Below are 23292 nucleotides of genomic sequence, written 5' to 3' on the forward strand. Positions count from 1 at the left end.
GTTACTTGACCGCCACCTTGAACTCGACGGTCTCGGTCACGGGCGAGCAGGCCTCGTCCTGGCACACGGCGAACTTGAACTCGCCGCTGATGGTCTGGTCGCCGGGCTTGGCGGCGGTGAACTTGACGTCGAACGAGCACGCGGTCTCGTCGAGCTTGGCGTCGCTCTTCTTGAGGCTCGCCGACGCCAGCGTCACGCCTGCGGGCGGCTCGAGCTTGAGCGAGGTCGGAAAGTCGAGGTTCATGTGCCAGGGCTGCTTCGGGACCACGCGCACGGTCACGCTGGCCTCTTGCCCGGCGGTGGCCTCGGGGGTGTCGTAGCTGAGGGCGTAGCGATCGTCGCCACCGCCCTCGACGACCTTGACCTTCTCGCCGCCGGGCCCGGCCGCGGTCTTGGTCTCGGCGGTCGCGTGGCCGCCGTCGGTCTTCGCCGGCGAGGCGGTGCCGCCCTGCGGCGCGCTCGAGGCGGGCTTGCTGTCGCAGCCGACCGCGGCCGCGAGCACGGCGGCCAACACGGTGGCGACGGAGGTGGACGATGCGGGCATTCGGGGGCTCGACATGGCGCACGCATGGTAGCTGGTTTCCGCGCGGGCGGTCACCGTCGCTCGAACCGCAGGTCGAGGCCCGCCGTCGTGCGTCCGCGCAGGACGTCGCTGGTCTGCGAGACCGCCGCCAAGTCGTCCTCGCGATCGACCGGCGGCCACGCCGAGAGGACGATCGCACCCGTCGGTATGCCGTCGGCCCGAAAGCGGCCGCGACCGTCGCTGCGCAGCTCGGCGACCTCGACCCCGTCGGCGACCACCACCACCTTCGCGCCGCCGACCGGCTCGCCAGCCCAGTCGGTCACGACCCCGCTGACCGAGCCGCCCTCGCGCAGCTCGACCTGCACGTCGACGCGATCGCGGCCGTCGCGATCGATGCTCTGGGTGTCGCTGCCGTAGGCGTCGGCGCGCACGACCAGCGCGAGTCGTTCGTCGGCGAGCGCGTCGAAGCGCACGACACCGCGGCGATCGGTGCGACCGCGACGATCGCCCGCGACGACCTCGGCGTCGACGATCGCAAAGCCGGTCTCGGCGTCGCGCACGTCGACCACCAGGGTGTAGCCAGGGGTCATCACGAACTCGAGCTCGCGATCGGCCCCGGGCTCCCGGGCGGTCGCCGCGGCGGTCACGGACGCGTGCGCGGGGTGTTCCAGCTCGAGCTCGACCTCACCGGGCGCGAGGTCGTCGAAGCCGAACTGCCCCCGCTCGTCGCTCCACGCCAGCTGCGTGGCCGCCAGCGCGGAGCTCGAGCGCAGCGTGACCTGCACGTGCGCGAGCGGGCGATGGTTGTCGTCGACGACGTGACCGCGCACGCGCGCCTGCGCCGGCTCGAGCGCAATCTCGAGGTCGACGTCGGCGCGCACCTCGAGCGTGCGAGAGACCGCGATCAAGCCCGGCGCGCGTACGACCAAGGTCACGCTGCCGCGGCGCAGCCCGGCGTCGAACTCCCCGCGCCAGTCACTGCTGTAGGTGCTGCCGTCGTCGAGCTCGATGGTCGCCCCCGCGAGCGCGCGGTGGTTGCCGTCGGTCACGCGACCCGTGAGGCGATGGCCGCTGCGCAGCCGCAGGCGCACGCCCTCGTGCACGCCGCCCTTGCCGAGCTCGACCGTCACGCGATCGCTGGCGGCGAAGCGGCCGTGGTGGGCCTGCAGGGTGTAGCTGCCGGGCGCGAGCGACTCGAGCCGGAAGCGCCCGGTGTCGTCGCTGCGGGCCCCGAGCTCGCCAGCACCGACGTCGGCGCCCCACGCGTCGGTGGGAATCTCGGGCACCGCGCCGGTCGTGACGCCGAGCGATCCGCCGGACTGCCGCTGGCGCTCGAACACCTCGCGGCGGGTGTCGTCCTCGCCGAACGAGAACGGGGCGTCGCTCTCGACCTCGACGAACGCATCGGCGACCACGCGATCGTCTTCGTCGACGACCACGCCCGCGATCACGCCCGGCCGCGCGACCCGCAGCACGATCTCCTCGGCGTGGCCCTCGTCGATCGCGACCGCGACCGGCTCCGACGGCAGCATGCCGTCGGCGTCGGCGCGCACGACCCACTGGCCGCTCGGCACCGGACCCATCGCGACGCGGCCGTCCTCGGCGGTGCGCTCGTGCAGCTGCAGCAGCCCCAGGTGGGCGCTGCCCAGCGTGACGCGGGCGCCGGGCACCGGCTCGCCGCGCTCATCGAGCACGCGCACGGGCACGCGCCACGCGGTCGCGAGCGCGAGCGTGAGTGCAGCACCGGGGTCGACGCTCTCCAACATGATCGACGCGTACTCGGGCTCGCCGGGCGTGGCGGCCGGCGCGATCGCGGCGAGCGCATACACGCCGTCGGGGATCTGCGGCAGCACGAAGCTGCCGTCGGGCGCGGCCGCGACCTCGCGCACCGGCCACACGCCCGAGCCCTCGATGCGCACGCGCACGCGTGCGAGCGCGTCGGCGGGACCGATGACGGTACCGCGCAGATCGTAGAGCGCGTCGAGCACGAGCTGCACGTCGGACTCGGGCGCGATGGCCTCGAGCACCGTGGGCGCATAGCCGGGGGCCTCGCAGCGCAGCACGACCGGACCCGGCGGCAGCGTGTCGAAGTCGAAGCGACCCACGGCGTCGCTGCGCGCCCGCCACGGCTCGGGCTCGTCGAGGTCGGGGCTCGGCCGCGCCGTGATCTCGACGCCGGGCAGCGGCGCGCCGCGGGTGTCGACCACGGTGCCGCCGAGCCGCTCGCCGAAGCCGAGCGCGACCGTCGGCAGCCGCCCGATCGCGCCGGCCGGGAGCTCGACCTCGACCACCGCGCGCAGCCGATCGGGCACCTCGATCTCGACGGCGATGCGGCCGTACACCCCGGGTGCGAGCACCAGCTCGAAGGCACCGCCGGCGTCGCAGGTCACCGGCGTCGCGACCGGCTCGCCGTCGCGCCACGCGGCGATGCGGCAGCTGCCCGCGGTCGCCGGCACGGTCACCACCGGCTCGCGCGGCGGACCGGGATCGCCGTCGGTGGTGTCGACGCCGTCGGTGTCACGCGCATCGGTGTCACGCGCATCGCTGTCACGCGCATCGGTGTCGCGCGCGTCGGTGTCACGCGCGTCGGTGTCACGCGCGTCGGTGTCACGCGCGTCGGCGTCGTCGGCATCGGCCGCGGTCGTGACGGACCCGTCGGTGTCGAGCGCCCCATCGGTCGCCACCGTCGGCAGCCCCGCGAGCGGCTCGGCCTGCGAGCGCTGCTCGAGTCGCACGACACCACGCACGCGCGCGACCGCCTGGTCGGGCGACGCGGAACCGGACGTCACGCCACCGTCGACGTCCAACGCCGCGCGCCCGGCATCGTCGACGTCCTCGGACGCGGCGCCGCGCCACAGCCACAGCAGCGGCGAGGCCAGCACGCAGAGCAGGATCGCCAGCGCGATCCACCGCCCCGGCGGCGCCGGTCGTTGCGGCGGGTCGTGGCCGCCCGACTGTCCCGCCTCGCCCATCCCAGCGCCCGCCCGCGGCCGCCCTTCAACCGACCGCGATCGCGTCGATCTCGACCAGCACGCCCTTGGGCAGCCCAGCGACCTGCACCGTCGCGCGGGCCGGCGGCGCCGCGCTGAAGCGGGCGCCGTACAGCTCGTTGACGACCCCGAAGTCCTGCAGGTCGGCGAGGAAGATGCCGCAGCGCACGACGTTGCCGAAGTCCATGCCGGCCGCCACGAGGATCGCCTGCAGGTTGTCGAGCACGCGCTCGGTCTGCAGCTTCACGTCACCGCCCCCGACCACCTGCCCGGTCGCGGGGTCGAGCGCGATCTGGCCCGAGGTGTAGAGCGTGCGGCCGCCCTCGACCACCACACCCTGGCTGTAGGGTCCGATGGCCGCCGGGGCCTCGGACGTCGCAATGACCTTGCGGGAGCTCATGCCCGCGATCCTAGCGTGTGGCCCGGTCCGCGCGCCAACCCTCGCGCCCCCCTTGCAACCGCGCCCGACTGCGGCTAGAAAACGCGTCCGCCGGGCGCACGCGACCGGCGGAAACAACAGCGGGCGCGTAACTCAGCGGTAGAGTGCCACCTTCACACGGTGGAAGTCGTAGGTTCGAACCCTACCGCGCCCACGAACGAGAGCCCTGGATTCGGGGCTTTCGCGACCGCGGGTTCGAGCGGGGGCGCGCAATCCGGCGCGGCACACCGACATCGTCCTGCTCGGGACGATCGGCAAGGTCTGCTTCGCGATCAACCTGCTCAGCCTCCGTGACCGGTCATTGGCTCGCCGGCGCTGGCGCGCGAGATCGCGGTTGTCGTCGCGGTGGATCCTCGATGGTGGCCAGCCACCCGCGCAACGTTCGCAGGTAGCCGCGCGTCTCGTCGGTTCCAGCTGCGAGGAAGCTTGCCTCTGCCTGCGCGGCGAGTGCCCGTGCGCGTGCACGCTGATCGGGGAACTCCCACAGCACCTGGGCCAACGCCATCGCGGTCACGCCCCGCTGTGCCGGAAGAAACTGCTCGGTCGTGCGCCAGGACCATACGTTCTCGAGAAGCGCCCGAGCGTCCACGAACCGCCGCTGGTGAGCGTAGATCTCGGCGAGATTCTGCTCGGGGACGAGGATCAAGAAGTGTTCGGGCGGCAGATGAGCGCGCAGCACCGGCAGCGCGCGAAGGTACTCCTCGGCCACGCCGGTTCCCATGTTCCCGCCGACGTACAGGATGTCGGCCAAACCGACGCGATGCGTCACGGTTGCGATGGCGTCGGGTCCATGGATCCGTTCGGACGCGTCGATGGCTTCACGCGCCAGCATTGCGGCGCGGTCCGTGTTCCCGCGGAACGACTCGATGCTCGCCTCGAGCATGATCTCGTGGATGATGTCGGGGTGATCGGCGGCGAGTTCGAGTTCAGCCCGCGCCCTCGATTCGTGGGCCCATGACACCGCCGCATCGAACTGTTCGCGGTACGCGAGGGTCCGCGCGATCCCGCCGCGTGCGTAGCAGCTCGGCGCGCCGTCCGAGATGTCCGCGATGGTGATCGCGGCCAGGAACCACGCCGTGGCCTCGTCGAGCCGGCCGAGCGAGAGATGTGAATTGGCCAGGCGCGTAGCGGCGCCCGCGACTTCGCTGTGGCGCGGTCCGAAGTCCCGTGTGGCGACCGCGAGACCCCAACGCTTGAGCTCGAGCGCCTCGTCGCCGCGGTGCGTGTCGGTCAGCGCCGACGCGAGCGCGCTCTTGCTCGCCAGCTGGACGTGCTCGGGTGCTCCGATCGCCTCGAACACGGTCACCGCGCGGCGGAGCTCGTCTTCTGCGCGGACCAGGTCCTGGCTCGCCAACAGCAGGCGACCGAGCAACCCGCGCATCGACGTCTCGGCGAGGGGGTTCGGATCGTTCGACGCCGATGCGATCTCGAGCGCACGACGCACCTGGACGATGGCTTCGGTCCGACGGCCGATGGCCGCAAGGAACATCGCTTGGTTGTGGGTCGCCGTGGCCTCCAGCCATCCACCCGGATCGTCACGCGCCGCGATCGATACCGAGAGCGCCGTCAGCCACTGTGCCTCGGCCTGACGCGCGTGCTCGCCCTCGATGGCCGCGACCCAGCTGTCGATCAAGCTGACGACCTCGGCGGTCATGCCCAGGGCGATCGCCTCGGGTAGCTCCCGACGCACGAGCGGCTCGATCTCGACGCGTCGTTTGCTCTCGCGCCACAGCCGAGCGCGCACGGTCTCGAGCCGGATCGCCAATGGCGGGAATCCCAGGGATCCGATTGTCGGGGTGATCGCGTCGATGGCTCGACCGGCCTCGGCGATGCGACGTTGGCCGAGCTGGAGCTCGATGCGCGTCAGCTCGGCGGAGGCGCTCTCGACCGCGTCGTGCAGCGCGGGCGGGGGTGCCTGCGGGGCTCGCTCGCGCAGCCGTTCGACGTCGCGACAGCTCTCGATGCCCGGGAGCTCAGCAAGCGTCTTCTCGAGGGTCTCGAGCGTCGTGCGATCGGCGGCCGCCAGCGACTCGATCACCACCGCGGTGCGTCGGCTCGCCCGTCGCAGGCACTCGAGCCGCAGCTCCATGGCCTCGGGGGCCTGCACGTGATCGATCAGCGTCGCTCGGCAGGCGTCGTCGTGGGCCTCGGCCCATCGCGCCGCGTGGTCGTCGAGGCGGCTTGCGGTCCAGGTCGCGTCGTCGTCGGCGGTCGGCGAGGCGGTGGCGAGGAAGCCTCGTCGCAGGGCCTCCTGTTGCGGAGGGCCCCAGACCTCGGCGACACGCTCGGCACCATCTTGGCAAAGAACCGGCGCGCGTCCGAGTAGCTGCGTCGTGATGATGCCGGCCGCCGCGATCAGCACGATCACGCCGAGGAGTGCGAGCATCCAGGGGATCGATGATCGACGTCCGCGTTCGAGGGCATCGAGCAAGGCGTGCATGTCGGCATGGCGATCGCCGCTGGCGGGGGCGAGTCCGCGGCGCAGTGCCGACTCGATGCGGCGCGGAACTCGGCCGCTGGGCATGCTCGAGATCCCGCGCTCGATCGCTCGCTCGAGGTCGGGGATGCTCTCGCCGCCGAACGGGCGCTGGCCGAACGCGGCCTCGTACAGCACCACGCAGAAGCTGAACTGATCGGCGCGCGCGTCGGCCCGTTCGCCACGCAGCTGTTCCAGAGCCATGTACGCGGGGGTGCCGACCAGCGCCCCTGCAGCAGTGTGATGCAGCGGCATCGGGAGCTCGACCGAGGGGGCGTGCTCGAGCACATGCTGGTCGCGCAGCTCGACCCGGGCGAGCCCGAAATCGGTGACCCACACGCCGCGACCATCGTTCGCAACCAACACGTTGTCGGGCTTGAAGTCGCGGTGGACCACGCCCGCGTCGTGGGCCGCCGCCAGACCGCGTCCGGCCGCGATCACCACGTCGAGCCGTCGTGCCGGGGTCGGATCGCCAGTGGCCAGCCAGGCCGCGAGGGTGCGTCCGGCCACCAGCTCCATCGCGATGAACACCTGGCCGGCGTCGACCCCGACGTCGTGGATCGTGATGACGTTGGGGTGGGATATCGAGGCGAGTGCCCGGGCCTCGCGGATCAGCCGCTGCTCGCGATCGGCTCGCTGTTGGGCGTCGATGTCGTCGAGCGCGCGCAGCACCTTGATCGCCACGCGCCGATCGAGATCGGGATCGTAGGCGGTGTACACCACGCCCATCGCCCCGCGCCCGAGGGTGCCGAGCACGAGGTAGCGGCCGATGTTGGTGCCGCGTTCGCGCCGGGGCTCCGGTGGATCGTCGTCCATGTCGACGAACGCCGATGCGAACTCCACGAGGGTCTCGTGGCAACCACGACAGCCGAGCACGTGGGCTTCGACCGCTGCCCGTGCGTCGTCGTCCAGCTCGCGTTCGGCGAACGCGGCGAGGATCTCGTCGTCGGGGCAATCGGTCGAGGCCATGATCGTCGCGGGGCTCGCCGCGGCCGCTGGCGGCGAGTCAGGCTAGCAATCGGGGTGGACGGCGTCACTTTCGTGGGGGGCAGACCCCGTCGAACTCCTTCTGGAGAGCCTCGGCATCGCCGTCGGCAACCTTCGTCAGTGTCTCGAGCGACCGGGTGAAGTCGGCGCTGTAGCACTCACTGAGCGGGTTCTTGTCGGGGTTTGCAGCCCGCGCGGCCTTGGCCTTTGCGATCGCAGCGCGGGCCGTCGCCTTGGGCACCTCGTGCTCACACACGCGATCGACGTTGTCGACCAGCCCCGTGATCTCCGTCGATGGCGAGGGGAGTGCGCGCAACGACTTCACGTATCCGTTCGTCGCCGCACACGCCGTACCACGAGGGACCTCGCCCTTCGCGAGCGCAGCCTCGATCTTCGCCAGTTCCCCGGTTGCCCGCTCGAACGCGAACTTTGCCTCGGGTGGGACGGCTCCCCCGTCGTTCGTCACCACGCCCGCGGCCGCCGGTGCATCCGCAGACTTCGCACCACCGTCGCAGGCGAGCAGCGCCAACACCGAACAGATCGCGAGTTCACACCGCATGACGCACCTCCCGCGGCTTCACGCCGAGGCTGAGCAACCCCGCGAGCACCAGCAGCCAGGTGAAGACCAACGCCTTGGCGGCGAACAGCGCCGGCGCGACGCCTGCCGCGATCAACACCAGCGCTGCGATGCGGCCCTTGCCGCGCAGCGTGAACACGCCACCGGCGATCCCGAGCCCGAGGCTGAGCACGAGGACGTACGCGGCGGTGACGATGGAATCCAGGGCGCCGGTGTCGACGCCCAGGGCCTTGGCCTGGGTGATCCGGGCCGACTGCTCGGCGGCGTCGGTCAGCCAGGCCGCCCCGAGTAGTCCGGCCGCGAGGGCGCCGAGGATGGCGATGATGAAGCCTGCGATGCGCATGGAACGAAGAGACCTTTTCTGCGCCGCTCTGTCGGCGCAGCTCCCCTACGGACCGGTCGGAAGACCGAGCATCGATTCGACGACGTTTGTTCATGCGTTGGGTCACGCGCGACCAGCTGCTAGGCTGCTCGTGTGCGTGCCGTCGACCCGACGCAGCCGCCGTGGTCCGACTTCGTGGCCCTCGGCCGTGCTGCACATCCCACGCTCGACGTCGACGCAGCTGCATTCGTCGCGTTCGTCGCTGGATTGCTCGAGCCCGCGTCGCCGGTGGAAGAGCAGCTCGTGCGCCGCCACGGCAGCGACCTGTACCTGGCATGGGCCGCGGGGAGTGGTGACCGCGACGCACTGCTCGCGATCATGCAGATGGTCCGCCCCGATCTCGAGCGCGCGGCTGCCCGGGCCCGCAGCGCCTCGATGGTGGCCGACGAGCTCGGGCAGCGGTTGTGGGCGCGGCTGTTCGTGGCCGCACCCGGCGAACGCCCGCGGATCCACGGCTACCACGGCGGCTCACCGTTGCGCGCATGGGTGAAGGTGATCGCCGCGCGCTTGCTCGTCGACGAGCAACGCCATCGTGGTGCGCGGCCCGATCACGCCGAGATCGCCACCTCGATCGCCGCGATCGCGCCGACGGACCCCGAGCTCCAGCTCCTGGACGAACGCCACCGCGAGCAGATCCACGACGCGGTGCGGCGCGCCATGGCCGAGCTCGAAGATCGCGATCGCGCATTGTTGCGCCATCGCCTGGTCGAGGGGCTCGCCACCGAGGCGATCGGCGTGGTGTTCGGTGTCCACCGCACCACCGTGGCGCGTTGGATCGACGCGGCCCTGGACCGCCTGCGCACGCGCACCTCCGAGATCGTCCGTGAAGGCACCGGGCTGAGCGGCCGCGAGCTGACGAGCATCGTGACCCTGATGCACAGTCGCCTCGAGCTCAGCATCGGTGGGTTGCTACGACCCCCGTGACCGTGGAAGTCGTAGGTTCGAACCCTCCCGCGCCCACGAACGAGAGCCGGTGAACGTGCAGCTTGTCGCGTTCGGGCAATCGGTTGTCCGCGTCGGACACTGCCGTCGACCGGTGTCGCTGCCACGCTGGGCGGCGATGGATGGCACCCAACGACGCCTCTGGAGCCTGGTCTTCGTCACCGCCGCCCTGTGGAACCTGGCTGGTGGACTCCCCGGGTACCTCGCCCCGAGCTGGGTCTTCCACGCGTTGTTCGATCGCGCGTTGAGTGACCCGCTACTGACCTCGATCTATCGGGGCGCATGGGGCACGACCTTCCTGTACTTCGTCGGCTACCTGATCGTGGCGCGCGATCCGGAGCGGCACACCGGCATCGTCCTGCTCGGGACGATCGGCAAGGTCTTCTTCGCGATCAACCTGCTGAGCCTCTACGCACATGGACTCGCGACGGACCTGGTGTTCGTCGTCGTGGTGGGCGACAGCGTGTTCTCGGCGTTGTTCGTCCGGTACTTGTTCTCGATGCGTGCGCACCGAGAAGGGATCGTTTGATTTCTCGCCCGATCACTTCGCCGCGCGCACCGAGGTGTGATCGTGGACGATGCGCCAGCCGTCGGCGGTCCGCGAGAGCGCGAGGGTGAAGACACCCGTGCCGGCCTTCGGGGTCTGCGTCAGGGTCCATGTGCCCAGGGCGATCGCACCGTCGACGCCCAGCTCGCGGATCTCGATCACCTCGAACGCGAGTGTGCCCATCTCGGAGCGGGCGTCGGCGGCACGGTAGCGCTCGAGGTAGCGATCGTGGGTGGTCTGCCAGCCGCGATGGATCTCGCCGCCGGAGGTGAAGACCAACGCGTCGTCGTGCGCGTACGCGGCCATGAAGCCCTCGAGGTCGCCGTGGTTCCACGCCCCGGCCTGCGCCGCGAGCAACGCCGCGATCGCGTCGCGATCGTCGGGCGCGAAGCGACGCGGCGCGCAGGCCGAGACCGCCAACAGGGACACGACGAGGATCAACGCTCGCATCGGGGAAGCATCGCACGCCGCGCTGCGCCCGCCCGTGCGCTCACGCCCGTGCGTGGCAATCCAGCCCGTAGCCACGCCGCCCCACGCCGCCATGGGGTACGTGGGACCGCATGTGCGCGCCCCGACGCGATCGATGAGGATCGATCGCGATCGATCCTGGCTTGCGACGTGCACGAGTGCAGGGCTAGAACCGACGACGGGTCGTATCCCGTGATCGAACCGATGCCGTCGCCGCTCCACATCCTCCGCGAACGCACCGCCGCGGCCCATCGCCAGCTCGAGCTCGCGCATCTGCACAACGGCGAGGCCACTCGGGCGGGTTACGTGGCGCTGCTGCGCGGCTCGCTGGCCGCGGTGCATGCGATCGAGCCCGTGGTGACCCGCTGGCTCCCCGCCGCTGCACGACCGAGCCGAGTCGCCAGCCTACGACGCGACCTCGCCGAGCTCGGCGAGCGCGACGACGTCGAGCCGATCGCCGTGCAGCTCGCCGACGACCCCGCGACCGCCTGGGGTGCGGCCTACGTGGTCGAGGGCTCGACCCTCGGTGGCGTGGTGTTGGCGCAGCAGTTCGAGCGCGCGCTCGCACCCGCCGAGCGCGGCGCGACCTCGTACCTGCGCCTGCGTGGAGCCGGCACCGCCGCCCACTGGCGCGCGTTCGTGCAGGCGCTCGAGCAGGCACCGCTGGTCGACGACGCACTCGAGCGGGCGGTGCAGGCCGCCGTCCTCAGCTTCGGCGCGTATCACCGCGCGTTCCTCCACCACCAGGTGATCGCCGCATGAGCCTCGAACCCGTCACGCTGGACAACTGCGCCCGCGAGCCGATCCACATCCCCGGCTCGATCCAGCCCCACGGGCTGTTGTTCGCGTGCCGAGGCCCGCACCTGCAGATCCGACAGGTCAGCGGGCCCGGGGATTGACGCCGCCGTCCGCCTAGCAGCCGCACAGCGGCTCGGCGACGGCCTCGTTGACGCAGATGTCGTCCCACATGGTGTTGCAGCAGTAGGGATCGATGCCGCAGATCGCCGCCGCGCACTGCGAGCAGCCCTGGTTCATGGCTTCGCCCGGCGCGCAGGCGTCGTGGGCACAGGTCACCTGGAACGGCGCGCCCTGGGCGATCCACTGCAGGATGATCTGCAGATCCGGGTCGCTCAGGTTGGCGAACGCCGTGACCGGGTGCGCGTCCTCTTGCCCGAGCGCGTCGGCCAGCGGATACGTCACCATGGTCGAGATCGCGGGCGTGTCGGTGCACACCCGCACCGGGTTCATCGGATCCGGACACGTGGTGCCGGGGCCGACGAGGTTCTGCCACACCTGCATCGGCGTGAGATCGAAGTCGGCGTCGAAGCCGGCGTTGACCGCCTCCGGCGGGCCGCCGCCGGTGTGGCAGCCGACGCAGGCATAGGCGGTGAGCAGCGGGTAGACGTCCTCGGTGAAGTCGTACTCGGTGGGCGGCTGCGCGCCCTGGCTGATCCACTCGCGGATGACCTGCACACCGGGGTCGTCGAGCGAGGGGAAGATGTCGACCGGATGGGGGTCGTCGCCGCCGACCGAGTCGAACAGCGGGTAGAAGATCATGAGCGACGCGTCGGGGTCGTCGGTGCACACGCGCAGCGGCGTCGGCTGCCCCATGCAGGTGGTGCCGGGCCCGACGAGGTTCTGCCACACCGCCAGCGGTGAGAGGCTCCAGTCGGCGTTGAAGCCCGCGTTCACGGCCGCAGGCGGGCCGCCGGCGGTGTGACAGCCAACGCACGCGTAGGTCGTGAAGATGGGATAGACGTCGCTGGCGAAGTCGCGGGGGATCGGATCGTCGTTGCGGACCAGCTCGACCACGCCGATGTTGCCAGTCGAGCGCAGGTTGACGTGGCCGTCGTCGAAGCCGGCCACCCGCACGGTCGCGGCGCCTTGGCCCTGCCCGTTGCTGTCACGCACGCGGAACACCACGAAGCCGCCGCTGTCGTTCGAGGCGTTGGCGGTGGTACCCCGCCAGCGGCCCTCGACCTCGTCGCGCTCGAGGAAGCACACGAAGGCCGGGTTGGCGTTCGTGTCGAGCAGGCTGTTGTGGATGTTGATGTAGCCGTCGAGCTCGACCTGCAGCGCCTCGCGCGAGAGCGTCGCCACGCCCTCGCCCATGTCGTCGACCAGGCGTCCGAACACGGTCGAGCGCTGCGCGAAGTAGACGTTGACCGCGCCGTTGCCGATCGCCGCCTCGAGGGTCGGGAACAGCCCGCATTCGAAGGCGACCTGGGCCAGGTGCGCGTAGGTGACCAGCGGCGGGTCGAACGTCACCGGCGTGTCGTTGGGCAGGCGCAGCTGCGTGCGCGTCCGCAGCGACGCGGGCACGAACACCGGGTCGTTCTGCGGCATGCCGATCTCGACGTCGAGCAGGGTCCCGGGCGCGATGGGCTCGAGCATGTACTGCCCGTCGGCCGCCGTCGGCCCCGCCGACTGCGCCGGCGTGACGTTGGTGATGTCGACGGTGGCGTCCTGGGCCGGGGTCGCGTCGAGCTGATCGGCGAGCACCACCGTGCCCTGCACCGTGACGGTGGCGAGCAAGCACTCGCCGATTTCGTCCTGGCAGACGTTGCTCTCGCACTGCGAGTTCGAGGTGCAGGCGGCGCAGGCGTTGTCGATGCACGCCTGCTGCGGCGTGCAGCCCTGACGATCGTCTTCGGTGCAAGCGACGCACGCGCCCGAGTCGGCATCGCACGCCGGCGTCGTGGCATCGATGGCGGCGCACTGACCATTGTCGAGCTGCGCACAGCCGACGCACTCGCCCGCGAGACAGTACGGCGTGGCGCCTTCGCACGCGGGATCGGGCCCCATGTCGGCCGAGCAACCGCCGCCCGCGGTGGTGTCGGCGGTGGTCGTCGGCGAGGTGGTGGTGGCCTCGCTCGCGCTGGCGCTGGTCGAGACGGTGGTGCCGACACTCGCGTCTGCGGCGGTGGTGCCGTCGGTGTCGCCGCCGGTGCTCTCGTCGCCCTGCACGGTCACCGGCTCGGGGTCGAAGCAGGCGCCGAGCAGCGCAGCGAGCCAGAGCGCCGCGACACCGCGGGTGCGGACGACCTGCGGCCGCCGAGTCAGGAATGCCATCGCGGCAGTCTATCGCCGCGACGGCCGCGAGGGCAGCCCGCCAGCACGCGACGCAATCGCGGTGAAGTCAGCGCGCGCGGGGTTGCCCGCGCTCGACCACCTCGCCCTGCATCGCGCGATCGAGCGCGTCGTCGGTGCGCTTGGCGGCGGCTTCGTTGGCCTTGTGGACGCCATCCTTGGCGCGCTCGATCTCCCGCTTGGGGTCCGGAATCGGGTTCGGCACCGCCGCGCGCCCGCCCCCGTCGCCGCCGCAGGCCATCGACACCGCACACGCACCTGCGAGGATCACCGCCAAGAACCGGCCCGTCATGGTCCTCGGCAGTATCGCAGACGGCGCGCGGACCGTCGCGTTGGCCGTAACCAGCCCCCAGGCCGCGGGCATACCATCACCCGTGATCCCGACCATGACGACCGCGCGACACGCCCTCGCCCTCCTCCTCGCGGGCCCGTTGTTCGGACCCGCGCTCGCCTGCAGCGCGAACGCGGAGGTGCCCGCGGGTGCGAGCGCGGCCCCCAGCGCCGGCGCCGACGAGGTGCCGGTCGAGCAACGCGAGGCCTACTTCGCCGGCGGCTGCTTCTGGGGCGTGGAGCACTACATGGAACAGCTGGACGGCGTGCTCGCGGTCGACTCGGGCTACATGGGCGGGCATGTCGAGTCGCCGAGCTACGACGACGTGTCGAGCCAGACCTCGGGGCACCTCGAGACGGTGCGCGTGCGCTACGACCCCGCACGGATCGACTACGAAGCGATCGCCAAGCGCTTCTTCGAGATCCACGATCCCACCCAGCAAGACGGCCAGGGCGTCGACATCGGACCCGAGTACCTCTCGGCGGTGTTCTACGGCAACGCGGACGAGCAGCGCACCACGCTGGCGCTGATCGAGCGCCTGAAGGCCCGCGGCTACGACGTGGTCACGCAGGTGCGCCCCGCCGAGCGCTTCTGGGTCGCCGAGGGCTACCACCAGGACTGGTACGCGCGCACCGGCAAGAGCCCGGTGTGCCACAGCCGCGTGCGACGATTCGGCGACTGACAGGGGCTTTTTTTGGCAGGCTTGTCGGCATGACCGAGTGGTACGCCGACGACGACTTCTGGGCTCGCATCTACCCGGTGCTGTTCTCGCCCGAGCTGTTCGCGAAGGCGGCCACCGAGATCGACCACGTGATCGCGCTGACCGGGGTGCGACAGGGGCACGCGCTCGATCTCTGCTGCGGACCGGGCCGCCACGCGGTGCCGCTGGCCCGCCGCGGTTTCGACGTGACCGGCGTCGATCTGAGCAAGTACCTGCTGGGCGAGGCCACACGCCGCGCGAGCGCCGAGGGGGTGCGCGTCGAGTGGGTCGAGCAGGACATGCGGAGCTTCGCGCGACCGGGTCACTACGACCTGGTGCTCAACCTCTTCACGTCGTTCGGCTACTTCTCGACCGAGGCCGAGGACATGCGCGCGCTCAAGAACATGGTCGAGTCGCTCGCCGACGGCGGCACCATCGTGATCGACACCCTCGGCAAGGAGGCACTGGCCGAGCGCCTGCACGCCGACAGCCCGCCGGTCGAAGAGCGCGACGGCGCGCTGCTCATCCAGCGCGTGAAGGTGGTCGACGACTGGTGCCGCGTGAAGACCGAGTGGATCATCGCGCAGGGCGACCGGGTGGATCGCGTGCACTTCGAGCACACGCTGTTCTCGGGCAAGGAGCTGCGCGAGCTCATGCACTGGGCGGGGCTCTCCGACGTCGCGCTGTATGGCGACGTCGACGGGCGACCGTACGGCCCCGGCGCGAGACGGCTGGTGGCCGTGGGTCGACGCTGAGCCGACCCGCCCGGGCGTCAGAACCACCGCGAGAAGCCCACGAACGCGCCCACGAGGAGCTGGGCGTCGACCAGGGCGTAGCCGGTCTCGAAGCTCTTGCCGTCGCGCGGCCGCAGGTTCCAGCGATAGTCGCCGACCACCATCAGGTCGAACGCGAGGTCTTCCGTGATGAACGCGTGCGTGCCCAGGCCCAGGCCGACCGACGGCACGAACGATCGCACCGCGGTGGCACTCCACTCGCCGGCGTCATGGGCGAAGCTGGTGGTGCCGCCCAGGCCCGCGCGCGCGAGCAGGAATGGACGTACCCCACGGACCCGCGCGAACAGCAGCTCGGCGTAGGGCGAGAAGGATCCGCCGCGGGTCAGCTGCGCACGACCGTCGGGTGCGCGACCGGGGACCATGAAGAGGTCTCCGCGCGCACCCACCACGAGCCAGTCGCCCAGGCCCCACCCGAGCCCGAAGCCGAAGCCGATGCGCTTGTAGCCGAGCACGCCCGCGCCATCGTGCTGCAGGCGCGCGCCCTGGGGCGTGCCGCTGACGCGGGCCTGCCAGTACGCACCCTCGAGATCGAAGTGCACGCGCAGGCGCGAGGCGGTGTCGCCCTCGGCGGGCGGCGGCGCGTCCTCGTCACGCCACGGCGGGGCCGTAGCGATGAGCGCGAGCGCGAGTACGCCGAGCTGCACCACGATCCGATGGTGACCCCCGAACCACCCTGCGCGCAAGCCAGAAGCATCCCCGTCGACGATACGACGCGGCAGGCGTGTGTCAGAAACGGCGGCGTCGGCCACGGGGTGGCGCGGGGTGCCGCGGGGTGATGGGCGCCCCGGCGGGAGCAGCGGGAGCAGCGGGCTCAGCGGAGGCCCGGCGCGACCTCGAATTGACCGCCCGGGTGGCAGCGCTCGTCCTCGTCGCCGCCGGGGATCGGCCCCGGCCACACGGTCACGAGCGCCCGCACGACGTGCTGCGTACGGCCATGGACCCACTCGTTGCGCTCGGCGACCCACGCGGTCACGGCCTTGCACGCCCGCTCGGTCAGCTCGCGCGGGTCGTCGGGGTCACCATTGGCGAAGCCGTGGTCGATGTCCCACGCGACCACCATCGGTCGGTTGGGATCGGCGTCGACGTTGGCGGCCTTGGCGGCGGCATGGGCCGCCTGCACGCGAGCCTCCTCGGCAGCGATCTGATCGCGCAGCGCAGCCAAGCGCGCCTCGTCGAGCGCGTGGGCGAGCGCCCGCTCGTCGTCGTCGAGGTCCCGCATGCACGTGCGCAGCTCCGCCGCGAGGGCCTCGTCGATGCTCGAGGCGACGCCGACCACCTGCACGAAGCGGGGACGCTCGCGCAACCACTGCCGCGCGTCCTCGGGCGAGTCGAACTCGCCCACCAGCAACGAGCCATCGTGGAGCTTGCGCAGCCGCAGGGCGATCTTCGTCGACATCCTCGCCAGTATAGCCGGCAATCACCGCGGCCCTGCGATGCTGGCTTGACGACGCCGCGCCGGGCTTGCGACGCTTGTCCGCGATGGTTCCGGTGGATGACGGTGACGGTGACGACGACGACGGCGCGGGCGCGGCGGCCCGGCGCGATCGAGAGGCCATCTTGGCGCGACGACAGCGGTTCATCGCGATCGCGCTGTCGGGGCTCTCGGTCACCGCATGCGGCGGGTCCGAGGGCGGGCCGACGCCGTGCCTCGACGCGCCGGCCCCCACCACGAGCGATGGCTCGACCGGCATGCCGGTGCCGTGCCTCGGTGCGGTGAACACCAGCGAGTCGACCGGATCGCCGATGCCGTGCCTGGACGTCGCAGTCGACAGCTCGGGCTCGGATTCCGGCTCCGGCTCCGGCTCCGGCAGCAGCTCGGGCTCCGGCTCGGGCACCAGCTCGGGCTCAGGCTCCTCGAGCTCAGGCACAGGCTCGGGCAGCGGCGGATGACGCCACCCGTGCGACGACGCGTGGCCGTGCTGCTGCTCGCGGCGGGCTGCCAACCGAGGCCCACCACCACGCCGGCGCCCGCCGTGGCACCGGCGACGGTGAGCCGCGACGTCGAGCTCCCCGATGCGCAGCTCGTGCTCGCGCAGGCGGTCGAGGCGGCGGGCGGCGCGGCGGCCCACGAGGCGCTGCACAGCTACTACCTCGAGTCGCGCATGGACCTGCCGCAGCAGGGCCTGCGCGGCGACACCAAGCTGTGGTGGAAGGACGGCAAGTTCCACCTCGAGGTCGTGATGCAGGGCGTCGGGCCCAGCTCGATCTGGTACGACGGCACCGCGGTCGTCGCCGAGGATCCCTTCAGCGGTCGTCGCACGCTCGCGGGCAAGGAGGCTCGCCAGGCCCGCTGGGCCACCAGCATCTCGCTCGCGCACGACTGGGCCGAGTACTTCGCGACCGCTCGCACCATCGCGCGTCACGAGCAGGACGGCCGCAGCTTCCTCGACGTCGTGCTCGCCGCCGACGACGGCAGCGAGCTGCTCCTGCGCTTCGACGCCACCACCCACCTGCTGGCCAGCCAGCGCTTCTCCCAGGTCAGCCCGATGGGCGAGCTCCCGGTCGAGATCGTCGTGCTCGAGTACCGCCCGCTGGGCGCGCTGCAGCACGCCGTGCGCACCAAGACCATCACCTCGGTCGTCACCGCCGACAACGAGGTCATCAAGTTCGAGCCCAACGTCGACATCGACGACGCGCAGTTCGCCTTGCCCACCGCACCCGCCGCACCGGCGAGCGATCCTCCACCATCACCCGCGCCGCCCCGCGCGCCTGCGAAGCGCCCGGGCTGACCGCCGGCTACCGTCGCACCAGCACGCGCTCGACGTCGGCTCGGAAGCCGCGACTGGTCGGGATCTGCACGCCGTCGCGCAGCGTCACCACGTACTCACCGCCGGGACGGTGCACGACGCGGGCGACCGCGAGCACGTTGACGATGGCGCTCGGCCGCACTCGCACGAAGCGGCAGGGGTCGAGCTTGGTCTGCATCGCCTTCACGGTGTGGCGCACGAGGTGGACCTTGCGTGCGGTGTAGATCTGCACGTAGTTGCCGGCGGCCTCGACCCAGTCGATCTCGTCGACGTCGATGCCGAGGGTCCGACCGGTGTCGCGGAACAACAACCGCGAGGGGAAGCCGGCGTCGAGACGCGGCTCGCGGGCGAGCTCTGGGGTCGACTGGCCGGCCGTGCCCGGCACATGGACGAGGTCGATGGCGGTCTGCACGTCAGGCACGAACGGGGGCGGCAGGGGCCGCTTACACCGCTACGCGGGGTCCGACGGGGGTGGATCGGCCCGCTTGGCGAGGTCGGGATTCGGATCGGTGGTCGGATCGTCGTCGCGGGCCGCCGCCTTGCGCGCCGCCAGCTGCGCATCGTCGGGCAGGCCCTCCTGCTGCAGCAGCGCCGCCAACCCCCGCAGCGGCACGCCCGCTGGCGGTGCAGCCTGCTGGAAGAACGCCGAGCTGCGATACCAGCTGAGCCCGCGCATCGCGAAGATCTTCACCACCGCCGCAGCTGGCAGCGCCAGCAACACCCCGAGGAAGTCGAACAGCTCGCTGCCGATCATCAGCGCCAGCAGCACCCAGATCGGCGACAGCCCGACCTTCTCGCCCAGCACCCGCGGCGTGATCACGAAGCCCTCGAGCAGCTGGATCACGCCGTACGCGACGCCGACCCACACCAGCTGCATGGGCCCGTGCCAGTCGATGAGGCTCATCAGGATCGCCAGCCCCAGCGCGGTCGCACCGCCGACGTAGGGGATGAACGACAGCATGCCCGCGACCACGCCGATGACGATCGCCAGCCGCACGCCGACGAGCGAGTAGGCCACGCCGTAGAGCACGGCGAGGATCAGCATCACCGTCAGCTGCCCGCGGACGAACTCGCCCAGCACGGCGTCGACCTCGCCCGCCACGTCGACCACGAACGGCCGCCAGCCCGGCGGCACCAGGTCGCGGATCGCCGCGATCATGCGATCGAAGTCGTACAGCAGGTAGAACGCGAACACCGGCACGATCACCAGACTCGCGAGCGCGCCGAGCATCGACATCGTGCCGCCCAGCAGCCACTGCAGCGCCGTGGTCGCGGGCCCGACGGCCTTGTCGGCCACCGCCTTGCCATCGAGCCCGAGCTGCGCGAAGGCCTCGCCGACGCTGTGCGGCACCGGGATGCCCATCGCATCGAGCTGCGGCTGCAGGCGCGCGATGAGCCGCTGCATCGCACCCGGCAGCTCCGCCGCGAAGCCGGTGACGTCGCGGGCCACCGCCGGGACCGCCAGCAATCCAAACAGCGCCAGCGCGCCGAGCACGACCGACAGCACGATCACGATGCCGACCGCGCGCGGCAGCCCTCGCCGCTCGAAGCGATCGACGACCGGATCGAGCATGTACGCGATGAGGAACGCGAAGAACACCGGCGTCAGCACGCCGCGCAGTGCCCACAGCAACAGACCGACCAGCAGCATCGCCGCCAACGCGACGACCCAACGCGGGAACAGCCGACGGGTCTCGTCGTTCATGGCCGGCCAGGGTTGTATCACGGCGAGGCGGCGGCCCCGCGCCAGGTTCACCGCCGCGGGGCCGTGCCTGCGATCGCCGGCATTCCGCCGCTACGGCCCGCCGCGGCGGTGCAGTGGTCGCGCGAGCTTGGCGACCGCGGCCGACAGCTGTCGCCGCGGCAGCGCATCGCCGTAGAACTCGAGCAGCTCGGGGTCGTTGGAGCGACGCCGCCGGCGCAGCGCGCTCTCGAGGTAGCCGGCCAGCAGCGCCACGCCCTTCAAGTCGCGCTCCTTGGCCGAGACCACCACCGCCTGCATCGCGATCGACAGCGGGTGCGCGCCCACGAACCATGCGCCCTCGCCGATGCGACGCCAGCCGTCCCACCACCCGCGTCGACTGCCGTCTCCGCGCACCAGCTCGGCGCGCAGATCGTCGTAGACCACCGCGCGCCAGCCCCGGTTGCGTGCGCGCAGTCCGGTGACGCTGCCCCAGTGTGGCGTCGGGTAGAACGCGGCCTGATCGAGGCACTCGCGTCGCCACAGCCGCAGGCCCGAGCGCGGCGCACCGCAGGGATGATCGAGCTGGGGTGCGAAGCTGCCGTCGTCGTGCACGATCCCGAGCCGACACGACGCGATGCCGACCGTGCGATCACCGGCACAGCGATGCACGAGCTCCGCGAACAGCTGTGGCGGTGGCCGCACGTCGGCGTCGATGTTGGCGACGAAGTCGATGCGCTCGCCCTCGGCCTCGGCGAGCTCGATCGCGGCGCGGAAGCCCTGCGCCAACACCTCGGCGTAGCGCGCGGCGCCGGTGGTGCCGCGGCGCTGCAATCGGATCACGTCGATCCAACGATCGCGCGCCGCGAGCCGCTCGAGCAGCGCGGCGGTGTCGTCGCGACTGTCGTCGTCGACGATGACCCAACGACGCGGTCGCAGCTCCTGCGCACGAATCGTGCTGGCGAGCTCCTCGAGCAGCTCGCCCTCGTCGTGCACCGGCGTGACCAGCACCCAAGACGGCAGGTTCCGCACGGTCGCCGACGTTAGCAGCAGTTCGGGGCGGCGGTGCGCAGCGCAGCGCGATGGTGGCGCAGTCGCCACGGCGGCCCGAGCTCGCGGGTGCACGCGCGTGGGTGTCGGGCATCACTCGCGCGGCGCGCCGTCGGCGGCAGGCGCCGGCACCAACACCCGCACGTCGTCGCGGTGCCATGGCCCGCGCCCTTCCCACTGCCAGCGCTCGCTGCGACCGTCGCCGGCCCGCACCTCGAGGTAACCGGGCGTCTTGCGGGGCAGCCGCAGGTTGCCGCGGATGGTGAAGCCGCCCTGGGAATCGGTCGTGGCGCGCCCGAGCGTCTGGATCCAGACGCCGTGGGCGTCGACCTGCCGCAGCTCGACCTCGACGTCGCGCCGTGGCGCGCCGAGGGCCGCGCCCGCCCGCGGTGCGTCGAGCACCTTGCCGTGGACGCGGACCTGGCCGCTGCTGGCATCCGCGTAGGAGCACCGCGTGCGGTCGGTGGTCGGGATCCCGTCGCCCGTGAGATCGATCGCGTCGTCGGGGCAGTGCTCCGGCGTGCCGACCGCGGGGGTGCGTGCCCAGGTGATGTGGGCAGGTCGGCGCGTCCGCGGGCCGCAGCCACCCGCGATCACGACCACGACCGCCCACGCAGCCCACCGACCGCGACCGCGACCGCGCCCGTGCGCGCGCGCCCGCCCCACGCCGCAGTGAACTCCATCCACCGCGATCGCACGTCCTGGCACCGACCGCTCGCTCGGCTCACCCATGGTTGATCAACCGCCTCGCCGTGGTAACACTTGCGGCATGCAGGGTTACCACCAGCAGCCCCAATTCGCCCAGCGTACCTCGCCCCGCGGTGACCTGCACGAGGGCCTGCAGCGGTTCATGACCGGCGTCTACGGCTGGATGGCCGCGGGCCTGGCCGTCACCGCCGCGATGGTGATGCTCATCGCCACCAACATCTCGGCGATCCGTCTGCTCTACGGCCCCACCGGGCCGACCGGCCTCTACTACGTCGCGCTCGCGGTGCCGCTCATCATGGCATTCGTGCTGCCGGCGAAGATCCCCAGCATGTCGCGCGGCATGGCGGTGGCGCTGTTCATGCTCTACGCCGCGGCGATCGGCGTGATGATCAGCTATGTGCCGCTGGTCTACACCGGCGCCAGCATCCTGGGCGCGTTGGGTGGCACCGTCGGCATCTTCGCCGGCATGGCGGCGCTCGGCTTCGTCACCAAGCGCGACCTCTCGGGCATGGGCCAGTTCTTCGCGATGGTGCTGATGGGGGCGGTCATCGCCTCGCTCATCAACCTGTTCCTGCACTCGAGCGGGCTCTCCTACGCGATCTCGATCGTCGTGGTGGTCGTGTCGGCGGGCCTCACCGCCTACTACAACCAGATGCTGCGCCAGGTCTACAAGATGCACGGCGGCGCTGGGAACCTCGCGATCAACGGCGCGCTCGCGCTCTACGTCAACTTCATCAACATGTTCCTGTCGCTGCTGCGCCTGTTCGGCTCGAGCCGCGACTAGCCCGCGCCTTCGCCCACGCGACGAACCCTGTTGGCGTCGCAGTTGGGCGTCGCGCCTCCTATCGAGAATCTCGATAGAAGGCGCGCAAAACATCGATTGGTCGTGCCGGGCGGTGCGGCTAGCTTTGTCACCGGCGCCCGTGACCTGGCTGAACTACCACCACCTGCACTACTTCTGGGCGACGGCGAAGGACGGCACCGTGGGCGGCGCCGCCAAGCGGCTGCGGCTGTCGCAACCCACCGTCAGTGCGCAGATCCGGGAGCTCGAGCGCGCGCTCGGCGTCACCTTGTTCGACCGGGCGGGACGTCGGCTGCGGCTGACCGCAGTGGGGCAGCGGGTGTTCGAGCGGGCCGACGAGATCTTCTCCCTCGGCGATGACATCCTGCGGCTCGTCGGGGATCCGGTGCCGGAGGTGCTGCGCCTGCTGGTCGGCTGCGCCGACGCACTGCCGAAGCTCGTCGCCTGCCGGCTGCTGCAGCCGGCGCTGGCGGCCCAGCAGGACATGCGCCTCGTCGCCCGGCAAGGGAGTCTCGCGCACCTGCTCGGCCAGCTCGCGGTGCACGAGCTCGACCTCGTGCTGGCCGACGCCCCGATTCCGCCGGGCCTGCACCTGCGCGCCTTCAACCACCTGCTGGGCGAGAGCACGGTCGCGTTGTTCGCGACGCCGGACCGCGCCGCGGCGCTGCGGGAGGACTTTCCACGGCGCATCGACGGCGAAGCGATGCTCTGCCCCGCGGCCGACACGTCGCTGCGCCGCTCGGTCGACGCGTGGCTGGAGGCCAACGGCGTGCGCCCGCGGATCGTCGGCGAGTTCGACGATACCGGGCTCCTCAAGACCTTCGCGCGGGCTGGCTTCGGCGTCTTCGCAGCCCCGACGATCGTCGCCGACGAGCTCGCGCATGCCTACGGCGTGGTGCCGATCGGCACCTGCAGCGCCATCCGCGAGCGCTACTACGCGATCACCCTCGAGCAGCGGATCCGCCACCCCGCGGTGTCGGCAATCTCGGGGGCCGCCCGAGCGCTGCTGGTCGGGTGACGCGACGCCGCCCTTGCCGAACGGAGCCGAAGCGTGCCCC

The 23292-nt window shown here is 71.5% G+C and carries 24 protein-coding genes, 1 tRNA gene and 1 pseudogene; 11 read left to right on the top strand and 15 right to left on the bottom strand.

Features of this window, described 5'->3' with window-relative positions:
* Window position 1: 1 nt before the first annotated feature.
* Genes IPH07_07935 through IPH07_07945 form a run of 3 tightly spaced genes read right to left on the bottom strand, consistent with a single transcriptional unit; the run spans window position 2 to window position 3913 of the window.
* Window positions 2–559, bottom strand: a complete 558-nt coding sequence (locus IPH07_07935) for a hypothetical protein (protein ID MBK6917314.1) — start codon at window positions 557–559, stop codon at window positions 2–4.
* Between the two features lie 35 nt (window positions 560–594).
* Window positions 595–3495, bottom strand: coding sequence for a carboxypeptidase regulatory-like domain-containing protein (locus IPH07_07940; protein MBK6917315.1), 2901 nt, complete (start codon window positions 3493–3495; stop codon window positions 595–597).
* A 25-nt stretch (window positions 3496–3520) separates the two neighbouring features.
* Entirely contained in the window at window positions 3521–3913 is a 393-nt protein-coding gene (locus IPH07_07945; protein ID MBK6917316.1) for a RidA family protein, read from the bottom strand.
* 121 nt (window positions 3914–4034) lie between these two features.
* Here IPH07_07945 and IPH07_07950 point away from each other — a divergent pair.
* Window positions 4035–4106 (top strand) — tRNA-Val (locus IPH07_07950).
* Window positions 4107–4250: 144 nt separating this feature from the next.
* Here IPH07_07950 and IPH07_07955 read toward each other — a convergent pair.
* From IPH07_07955 to IPH07_07965, 3 genes are all read right to left on the bottom strand, one after another.
* Window positions 4251–7397 carry a protein kinase gene (locus tag IPH07_07955; protein ID MBK6917317.1) on the bottom strand — a complete coding sequence of 1049 codons (3147 nt, stop codon included), beginning with the start codon at window positions 7395–7397 and terminating at the stop codon, window positions 4251–4253.
* Between the two features lie 64 nt (window positions 7398–7461).
* Window positions 7462–7944 carry a hypothetical protein gene (locus IPH07_07960; GenBank protein ID MBK6917318.1) on the bottom strand — a complete coding sequence of 161 codons (483 nt, stop codon included), beginning with the start codon at window positions 7942–7944 and terminating at the stop codon, window positions 7462–7464.
* Between the two features lie 19 nt (window positions 7945–7963).
* The gene (locus tag IPH07_07965) at window positions 7964–8335 is read right to left on the bottom strand and encodes a hypothetical protein (protein ID MBK6917319.1); all 372 of its coding nucleotides are present in this window, start codon (window positions 8333–8335) and stop codon (window positions 7964–7966) included.
* Window positions 8336–8467: 132 nt separating this feature from the next.
* On the opposite strand from IPH07_07965, the gene IPH07_07970 reads away from it, so the two are divergent.
* Both IPH07_07970 and IPH07_07975 read left to right on the top strand, forming a co-directional pair.
* A complete protein-coding gene (locus tag IPH07_07970) occupies window positions 8468–9298 on the top strand; it encodes a sigma-70 family RNA polymerase sigma factor (protein ID MBK6917320.1) in 831 nt (276 codons plus the stop codon).
* A gap of 112 nt (window positions 9299–9410) precedes the next feature.
* Window positions 9411–9845, top strand: coding sequence for a hypothetical protein (locus IPH07_07975; protein MBK6917321.1), 435 nt, complete (start codon window positions 9411–9413; stop codon window positions 9843–9845).
* Window positions 9846–9857: 12 nt separating this feature from the next.
* Here IPH07_07975 and IPH07_07980 read toward each other — a convergent pair whose 3' ends face one another.
* On the bottom strand, window positions 9858–10313 hold the full coding sequence (locus IPH07_07980; protein ID MBK6917322.1) for a nuclear transport factor 2 family protein: 456 nt from the start codon (window positions 10311–10313) through the stop codon (window positions 9858–9860).
* Window positions 10314–10535: 222 nt separating this feature from the next.
* Here IPH07_07980 and IPH07_07985 point away from each other — a divergent pair, with 222 nt between their 5' ends.
* Both IPH07_07985 and IPH07_07990 read left to right on the top strand, forming a co-directional pair.
* Window positions 10536–11093 (top strand): biliverdin-producing heme oxygenase, encoded by a 558-nt coding sequence (locus IPH07_07985; GenBank protein MBK6917323.1) that lies wholly within the window; start codon window positions 10536–10538, stop codon window positions 11091–11093.
* Window positions 11090–11179, top strand: a pseudogene (locus IPH07_07990) (hypothetical protein). Before IPH07_07985 ends, IPH07_07990 begins: the two are co-directional and overlap by 4 nt.
* A 64-nt stretch (window positions 11180–11243) precedes the next feature.
* Here the strand turns inward: IPH07_07990 and IPH07_07995 are convergent.
* Window positions 11244–13403 (bottom strand): hypothetical protein, encoded by a 2160-nt coding sequence (locus IPH07_07995; GenBank protein MBK6917324.1) that lies wholly within the window; start codon window positions 13401–13403, stop codon window positions 11244–11246.
* A gap of 67 nt (window positions 13404–13470) precedes the next feature.
* Window positions 13471–13713, bottom strand: coding sequence for a hypothetical protein (locus IPH07_08000; protein ID MBK6917325.1), 243 nt, complete (start codon window positions 13711–13713; stop codon window positions 13471–13473).
* A 94-nt stretch (window positions 13714–13807) separates the two neighbouring features.
* Between IPH07_08000 and msrA the strand changes: the two genes are divergently transcribed.
* Both msrA and IPH07_08010 read left to right on the top strand, forming a co-directional pair.
* Window positions 13808–14434, top strand: a complete 627-nt coding sequence (gene msrA, locus IPH07_08005) for a peptide-methionine (S)-S-oxide reductase MsrA (GenBank protein ID MBK6917326.1) — start codon at window positions 13808–13810, stop codon at window positions 14432–14434.
* Between the two features lie 29 nt (window positions 14435–14463).
* On the top strand, window positions 14464–15207 hold the full coding sequence (locus IPH07_08010) for a class I SAM-dependent methyltransferase (protein MBK6917327.1): 744 nt from the start codon (window positions 14464–14466) through the stop codon (window positions 15205–15207).
* Between the two features lie 17 nt (window positions 15208–15224).
* Here IPH07_08010 and IPH07_08015 read toward each other — a convergent pair whose 3' ends face one another.
* Complete coding sequence (locus IPH07_08015; GenBank protein ID MBK6917328.1) at window positions 15225–15893, bottom strand: hypothetical protein; 669 nt, start codon at window positions 15891–15893, stop codon at window positions 15225–15227.
* A gap of 164 nt (window positions 15894–16057) precedes the next feature.
* Entirely contained in the window at window positions 16058–16642 is a 585-nt protein-coding gene (locus tag IPH07_08020) for a hypothetical protein (protein ID MBK6917329.1), read from the bottom strand.
* An 83-nt stretch (window positions 16643–16725) separates the two neighbouring features.
* On the opposite strand from IPH07_08020, the gene IPH07_08025 reads away from it, so the two are divergent.
* Both IPH07_08025 and IPH07_08030 read left to right on the top strand, forming a co-directional pair.
* The gene (locus IPH07_08025) at window positions 16726–17136 is read left to right on the top strand and encodes a hypothetical protein (GenBank protein ID MBK6917330.1); all 411 of its coding nucleotides are present in this window, start codon (window positions 16726–16728) and stop codon (window positions 17134–17136) included.
* Between the two features lie 8 nt (window positions 17137–17144).
* Complete coding sequence (locus tag IPH07_08030) at window positions 17145–17975, top strand: hypothetical protein (protein MBK6917331.1); 831 nt, start codon at window positions 17145–17147, stop codon at window positions 17973–17975.
* 7 nt (window positions 17976–17982) lie between these two features.
* Here the strand turns inward: IPH07_08030 and IPH07_08035 are convergent, their stop codons facing one another.
* The 4 genes from IPH07_08035 to IPH07_08050 all read right to left on the bottom strand — a co-directional run bounded on the left by IPH07_08035 (window position 17983) and on the right by IPH07_08050 (window position 21327).
* Window positions 17983–18405, bottom strand: a complete 423-nt coding sequence (locus tag IPH07_08035) for a LytTR family transcriptional regulator (protein ID MBK6917332.1) — start codon at window positions 18403–18405, stop codon at window positions 17983–17985.
* Between the two features lie 39 nt (window positions 18406–18444).
* Window positions 18445–19698, bottom strand: coding sequence for an AI-2E family transporter (locus tag IPH07_08040; GenBank protein MBK6917333.1), 1254 nt, complete (start codon window positions 19696–19698; stop codon window positions 18445–18447).
* Window positions 19699–19788: 90 nt separating this feature from the next.
* Window positions 19789–20706 (bottom strand): glycosyltransferase family 2 protein, encoded by a 918-nt coding sequence (locus tag IPH07_08045; GenBank protein ID MBK6917334.1) that lies wholly within the window; start codon window positions 20704–20706, stop codon window positions 19789–19791.
* Window positions 20707–20817: 111 nt separating this feature from the next.
* A complete protein-coding gene (locus tag IPH07_08050) occupies window positions 20818–21327 on the bottom strand; it encodes a hypothetical protein (GenBank protein ID MBK6917335.1) in 510 nt (169 codons plus the stop codon).
* Between the two features lie 166 nt (window positions 21328–21493).
* Here IPH07_08050 and IPH07_08055 point away from each other — a divergent pair, with 166 nt between their 5' ends.
* Window positions 21494–22216 carry a Bax inhibitor-1/YccA family protein gene (locus IPH07_08055; protein MBK6917336.1) on the top strand — a complete coding sequence of 241 codons (723 nt, stop codon included), beginning with the start codon at window positions 21494–21496 and terminating at the stop codon, window positions 22214–22216.
* A 139-nt stretch (window positions 22217–22355) separates the two neighbouring features.
* Window positions 22356–23252 carry a LysR family transcriptional regulator gene (locus tag IPH07_08060; protein MBK6917337.1) on the top strand — a complete coding sequence of 299 codons (897 nt, stop codon included), beginning with the start codon at window positions 22356–22358 and terminating at the stop codon, window positions 23250–23252.
* The last annotated feature ends 40 nt before the right edge of the window (window positions 23253–23292 follow it).

The sequence above is a fragment of the Deltaproteobacteria bacterium genome, assembly GCA_016709225.1.
Classification (GTDB): domain Bacteria; phylum Myxococcota_A; class Polyangia; order Nannocystales; family Nannocystaceae; genus Xiheibacterium; species Xiheibacterium phototrophicum.